The sequence below is a fragment of the Mesorhizobium sp. M7A.T.Ca.US.000.02.2.1 genome, from assembly GCF_003996995.1.
In the GTDB taxonomy this organism is placed as follows: Bacteria; Pseudomonadota; Alphaproteobacteria; order Rhizobiales; family Rhizobiaceae; genus Mesorhizobium.
This window is the reverse complement of record NZ_RZTT01000369.1, coordinates 1-5,968: the sequence shown is the minus strand read 5'-3', so window position 1 is coordinate 5,968 and position 5,968 is coordinate 1. Positions and strand designations below refer to the sequence as shown.

5 protein-coding genes and 1 pseudogene are annotated in these 5,968 nt (G+C 64.2%); 4 read left to right on the top strand and 2 right to left on the bottom strand.

Going from position 1 to position 5,968, the window contains the following annotated elements:
* From EOD15_RS26665 to EOD15_RS26655, 3 genes and pseudogenes are all read left to right on the top strand, one after another.
* A partial coding sequence (locus EOD15_RS26665) for an iron chelate uptake ABC transporter family permease subunit (protein WP_148129649.1) occupies nt 1-937 on the top strand: 937 nt, incomplete at its 5' end.
* Nucleotides 938-1,046: 109 nt separating this feature from the next.
* Nucleotides 1,047-2,771 (top strand): ABC transporter ATP-binding protein, encoded by a 1,725-nt coding sequence (locus tag EOD15_RS26660; protein WP_127322005.1) that lies wholly within the window; start codon nt 1,047-1,049, stop codon nt 2,769-2,771.
* A gap of 36 nt (nt 2,772-2,807) precedes the next feature.
* Nucleotides 2,808-3,492 (top strand): annotated as a pseudogene (locus EOD15_RS26655) (isochorismatase family cysteine hydrolase).
* A gap of 6 nt (nt 3,493-3,498) precedes the next feature.
* Here the strand turns inward: EOD15_RS26655 and EOD15_RS26650 are convergent.
* Nucleotides 3,499-4,440: an LLM class flavin-dependent oxidoreductase gene (locus EOD15_RS26650; protein WP_127322004.1), complete on the bottom strand. Its 942-nt coding sequence runs from the start codon at nt 4,438-4,440 to the stop codon at nt 3,499-3,501.
* A 109-nt stretch (nt 4,441-4,549) separates the two neighbouring features.
* Nucleotides 4,550-4,705, bottom strand: a complete 156-nt coding sequence (locus EOD15_RS26645; RefSeq protein WP_127269069.1) for a hypothetical protein — start codon at nt 4,703-4,705, stop codon at nt 4,550-4,552.
* 289 nt (nt 4,706-4,994) lie between these two features.
* Between EOD15_RS26645 and EOD15_RS26640 the strand changes: the two genes are divergently transcribed.
* The gene (locus EOD15_RS26640) at nt 4,995-5,762 is read left to right on the top strand and encodes an SDR family oxidoreductase (protein ID WP_127322003.1); all 768 of its coding nucleotides are present in this window, start codon (nt 4,995-4,997) and stop codon (nt 5,760-5,762) included.
* The last annotated feature ends 206 nt before the right edge of the window (nt 5,763-5,968 follow it).

Here is a 5,968-nt window from a genome sequence, read left to right as displayed (position 1 = left end):
GCCGTTGATCGCGGGCCTGCTGGCGCTCATCCTCGCGGTTGTCCTCGCCATCGGCTTTGGCCGTGGCGCAGGCGGTTGGCACTGGATCGCATCCGCGGATTTGACCGAGCTGCTTGCCCTGCGCGCGCCTCGCGTCGTCGTCGCCCTGTCGGCGGGCGTCCTGCTCGCCGTCGCCGGCACGCTGATGCAGCGCATGACCAGCAACCCGATGGCCGCACCCGAGGTCCTGGGCATTTCCGGCGGCGCCTCTTTCGGCGTGCTGGCGCTGCTGCTGCTCAGCGACAGCTTCGACCGCTCAACAATGCTCGGCGCGGCCTTGGCGGGCGCCTTGCTGGCGCTGGCGATCGTCGTGCTGGTCGGGCGGCGCAATGCCCTGTCGCCCGAGCGGCTGCTGCTTGCCGGCGTCGCCGTGGCGACGGTCGCGTCCGCCTTCGCCGCGCTGCTTCTGGCCAGCGGCGATCCGCGCATGGACTTCCTGCTCGCCTGGCTGTCGGGATCGACCTATCGCGCAACGCCAACGGATGCCTTCACCGCCGCAACGGTCGCGGTCACCGTCCTCGCGCTGGCGCCGCTGACCGCGCGCTGGCTCGATATACTGCCGCTCGGCGAAACCGCCGCGCGTGGCCTTGGCCTGCGACTGGGACGTGTTCGCGCCACATTGCTTGCGCTCACCGCATTGGCCACCGCAACCGCGACATTGGTCATCGGCCCGCTGAGCTTCGTCGGCCTGATGGCGCCGCACCTCGCACGCATGCTCGGCTTCCGCCGCGCCGTGCCGCAGCTTCTGGCCTCGGCCATGACAGGCGGGCTGATCCTCGTTGCCGCCGACTGGGCAGGGCGGACGCTGATCTTTCCCTGGCAAGTGCCGGCCGGCCTCATCGCCGCCTTCGTCGGCGGCCCCTATTTCATGGCGCTGATGTGGAAAGGCAGGCAATGAAGTCCGTCCTGGCATATTGCCGCCCTTGCGCTGCCGATTGTAAGCAGCGCCCACCGATGACGGCCGGCGCGCTCACCGCGCCCGTCAAGACAGCTTGCGGTTCACCTCGATGATCAGACGTTTCCTTTCCTACTACGCGCCCTGGAAGGGGCTATTCGCGCTCGACTTCTCCTGCGCGGTGCTGGCCGGCCTGCTTGAACTCGGCTTTCCCATGGCGGTCCGCACCTTCGTCGACCAGCTGCTGCCGCAGCAGGACTGGACCTTGATCATCATCGCGTCTGCCGGGCTGCTGGTGATCTATCTGCTCAACACGGTGCTGATGGCGGTCGTCACCTATTGGGGCCACATGCTCGGCATCAACATCGAGACCGAGATGCGGCGCAAGAGCTTCGATCATCTGCAGAAACTCTCGTTCCGCTTCTACGACAACCACAAGACCGGCCATCTCGTCGGTCGCGTCACCAAGGATCTCGAGGAGATCGGCGAGATCGCGCATCATGGCCCCGAGGACCTGTTCATCGCCATCATGACCTTCGCCGGCGCCTTCGTGCTGATGTTCACCGTCAACATGCATCTGGCGCTGATCACGGCGGTGATCGTACCGCTGATCGCCTGGGTGACGATGCGCTATGGCGACCGCATGGAGCGCAACTGGCAGGCGCTGTACCGGCGCGTCGGCGATTTCAACGTCCGCATCGAAGAGAATGTCGGCGGCATGCGCGTCGTCCAGGCCTTCGCCAATGAGGAGCATGAGCGCACGCTGTTCGCGCATGACAACCAGCGCTACCGCCAGACCAAGCTCGACGCCTACCGCATCATGTCGGCCAGCAATTCGCTGAACTATATGGGCATAAGGCTGATCCAGCTCGTGGTCATGATCGCCGGCAGCTATCTCGTCATCACGGGAGGCCTCAGCAATGGCGGCTTCGTCGGCTTCCTGCTTTTGGTCGGCGTCTTCGTACGGCCGATCGAGAAGATCAACTCGGTGATCGAGACCTATCCCAAGGGTATTGCCGGCTTCCGGCGCTACACCGAGCTACTCGACACCGAACCCGACATTGCCGACCGGCCAGGTGCCGTGACTGTGGGCGGCCTCAAGGGCGACATCGAATATCGCGGTGTCAGCTTCGGCTATGGCGACGGCAAGCCGGTGCTCAGGGGTATCGATCTCACCATCCACGCCGGCGAAACCATCGCCTTCGTCGGCCCGTCCGGCGCCGGCAAGACCACCATCTGCTCGCTGCTGCCACGTTTCTACGAGGTCAGCGCCGGCGCGATCAGCATCGACGGCATCGATATCAGGGACATGACGCTCGCTTCGCTGCGCGGCCAGATCGGCATCGTCCAGCAGGATGTCTTCCTGTTCGGCGGCTCGATCCGCGAAAACATCGCCTATGGCCGTCTCGGCGCCTCCGACGAGGCTATCGCCGATGCCGCGCGGCGGGCGCAGCTCGACGGCATGATATCGGGCCTGCCGGCCGGCTATGACACGATCATCGGCGAGCGCGGCGTAAAATTGTCCGGCGGCCAGAAGCAGCGGCTGGCGATCGCCCGCATGTTCCTGAAGAACCCGCCGATCCTTATCCTCGACGAGGCGACGTCGGCGCTCGACACCGAGACCGAAGGCGAAATCCAGAAGTCGTTGGCCGAACTTGCCGAGGGCCGAACCACGCTGGTCATCGCACACCGGCTGGCAACGATCCGCGGCGCCGACCGCATCGTCGTCGTCTCGGAGTCGGGCGTCGTAGAACAGGGTTCGCACAGCGAACTGCTCCGCGCCGGCGGCATCTATCGGCGTCTGCACGACGCGCAGCATCTGGTGTCGTCGCGCTGATCCACTATGGTGGCGGCCCAAAGCAGGGAGCCCCGGATGATCAAGGCAACGCCCTTCGATTTCCCCTATGACGGCAGGCTGGTGGCCGAAAACACCGCACTGGTCGTCATCGACCTGCAGCAGGATTTCCTGTCGACGACAGGCTACTTCGCCAGGCAGGGCTATGACCCGTCGCCCCTAAGGGCGGTCCTGCCGACGGTGAGCCGGCTGATCGCTGCCGCGCGCAAGGCCGGCGTCAGGGTCATCCACACCAGGCAGGGCTATCGGGCCGACGTGGCCGATATGACGCCTTACGAAAAATGGCGCCGCAAGCGCGCCGGTCTCGACGGCACCGATATCCTGCTGCGCTCGGGCACGGGGTTCCAGATCGTTCCGGAGATCGACGTGGCGCCGCAGGACATCATTGTCGACAAGACCTGCAACAGCGCCTTCATTTATACGGATTTCGAGCTAGTGCTCCGCGCGCAAGGCATCACGCATCTCATGTTTTCCGGATGCACGACGGATGTCTGCGTCCACACCACGCTGCGCGAGGCCTGCGACCGCAATTTCCAATGCCTGACGATTTCGGACGCCTGCGCCAGCGGCTCAAAAGGCGCATGAGGCAGCGCTTCACATGGTGACGGTTGAGGACGGCGTCTTCGGAGTGCTGGCGGATGCAGCCGCCGTCATTGAAGGCCTGTCGCGGCTTGGCGACAGGCCCGAGGCAACAAAAGGCTGAAGAACTTCAGCCCGTTGCCCGCGTCTCCAATCCTGCACGAGACGCATATGCCCCAGGCTGGAATGCCTCGTGTTCGCGACGCGCCAGCGAATTGCGCAGCAGAGCGATCGTTTCCCGGCCGACCGTTGCGATCTCGCGTGGCGTGTCGACGCCGACAATCATGAATTCATCGATCCCAAGGGCTGCATAAGCAAGCAGCGACAGGGCGGCCTGGGCTGGCGGCCCGGCAACATCGACCGCCTTGTGGCCGGAGGCGGAAGCACCTTGGTGAATCCCGACCGGAAGCGCGAAGCGCAGCTTGCCGGCCCGACCATGTTCGGCGGCGGAGCGGCGCACCCGCTCCATCAATTGCCGGATCTCGTCGATCGAGCCGGGCGCCAATTCAAAGACATCGGCATGCCGGCCGGCAACTTTGAGTGCCGTTCCGGACTGCCCGCCCATGCGGATGACCAGGTCGGCGCCGTGCGGTCCCTTGCGCGGCACGTAGCCGCCCTTGATGCTGTAGAACGCGCCCTCATGGTCGAAGGGTCGGTCGTTCGACCACAGCCGCTTGAGCAGCACCAGATATTCATCGATGCGCTGCCAGATGACGGTGTGCCCGACCGGCCGTGTTTCGGCATCGTCGTCGCTCAGCGGCTCGCTGATCATCCTCAGCGCCAGCCGCCCGCCGCTTTTCCTGTCGATCGCCGCCAACTGGCGGGCCGCCACGGTCGGTTCGACCACGCCGGCCCAGTGAGTGAGGACGGCTTCCAACGACGAGGTGCGATCGAGCACCTGGGCGGCAAGATCCATATTGGTCAGCAACCCGGCCGAATCGTCGACGACGATCTTGCGGAAGCCGCCATCCTCGATCAGCCCGAGCTTGGTCGCGGTCTCGGCAAAGTCGTAGAAAAAGGGAACCGCGGCATCGGCGGTCTTACCGGGGATATGCGTGAACTCGATCGGCATTGCCATGTCCTCCGTGGTGTCGGGCGCGCGAAAGCACGCCGAGGATTCGGTTCATTCAACTCCGATTGCCTGAAAGCGGTGGGCAGCTAAGCCCGGTCGATCTGACGACTCAGGGAATAAGGCCCAGTACAACGGCACCGGTGAACACGAACGCAAGGGCAAAGACGAGATAGGCGAAAGCCCCGGCATAGGCCGGGCGAAAGGCCTGGGCATTGGCCGACCGCTGATCACTGCGATCCGTCTGGGCGTTCTGGATATAGGACATATCGACCTCCGTCTTGGCGGTTAATCTATAAAACTTGTAGACTTTGTCGATTGCTATTTTTCGGCCAAAGATAGAATAATTTTCTCCTATCGTGCTAGAAGTTGGTAGACACTTGCTTAGAGGGAGCACTCCAACGGCCGATCCATATGGCGCGTCCGTTTTCGCTTCTGTGTCCGAATGGACCTATGGCCTTGCCCTCGCTGCACGCAATTCGTGGATTGGCCGCCCGGCGCCGGCGCGGTAGCATCGCCCAACCCGCAAAGCGAAATCGTCACATAGGGGCAGAAAAATGGGCACAAGACTGGCCGGCAAGGTCGCCATCATTTCGGGAGGAGCGACGGGAATGGGTGGAGCGGCTTCGGAGCTGTTCGCCGCCGAAGGCGCCAAGGTGGCGATCATCGACCGCAACGGCGAGGCGGCCGCCGCAACCGCAGCGACAATCAGGGCGCGCGGCCATGTCGCCGAACATTTTGTCGCCGACGTCTCCGACGAGGCACAGGTCGAAGCGGCGGTGAAGGGTGCTATCGAAAAACTCGGGCCCATCACCGTGCTGTTCAACCACGCCGGCACCATCGTGATAAAGCCCTTCCTGGAGACCACGGTGCAGGAATGGGATTGGCTGCATGCCGTCAATGTGCGCTCGATGTTCCTGATGACGCGCGCCGTTTTGCCGGGCATGATTGCGGCCGGCGGCGGCTCGATCGTCTGTACTTCGTCGATCTCGGCGGTGGCGGCGACTCCCAACGAAGTGCTCTACGACACCACCAAGGGCGCCTGCCACATGTTCGCCCGCGCCATCGCCGTCGAGTTCCGCGATCGCAACATCCGCTGCAACGCCGTCTGCCCCGGCTTCATCCGCACACCGCACGGCCTGCGCGAGGTCGCCGACCTTGGCAGGCTCGGCGTTGACGTCTCCGACGCGGCACTGGCCGCGCAGCAGGGCCGCATCGGCGAACCGGAAGAGGTGGCGAAGGCAGCGTTGTACCTCGCTAGCGACGAGTCGAGCTTCGTCAACGGCACACATCTGTTCGTCGACAACGGTTTTACCGCGATGTGAAACGCTCAAAGGAGGCGCGAACTTGGCAGGATGCGGGTTCCTCTCCCCCGCTTTTCGGGGGCGAGGAACCCAAGCTTTGCTACCGCTCTTCCCTACGAAACGGCTTGAGCAGCGCCGACGGTGCCACCGCGTTGCGCGACATCACCGCCATGGCGACGATGGTGAAGATGAACGGCAGCATCAGGAACGCCTCGTAGGGGATGTGT

What these genes read in the sequence shown, in the direction of transcription:
- EOD15_RS26660 (WP_127322005.1), top strand. Translation starts at nt 1,047, where the DNA reads ATGATCAGACGTTTCCTTTCCTACTACGCGCCCTGGAAGGGGCTATTC.
- EOD15_RS26650 (WP_127322004.1), bottom strand. Translation starts at nt 4,440, where the DNA reads ATGCCGATCGAGTTCACGCATATCCCCGGTAAGACCGCCGATGCCGCG.
- EOD15_RS26645 (WP_127269069.1), bottom strand. Translation starts at nt 4,705, where the DNA reads ATGTCCTATATCCAGAACGCCCAGACGGATCGCAGTGATCAGCGGTCG.
- EOD15_RS26640 (WP_127322003.1), top strand. Translation starts at nt 4,995, where the DNA reads ATGGGCACAAGACTGGCCGGCAAGGTCGCCATCATTTCGGGAGGAGCG.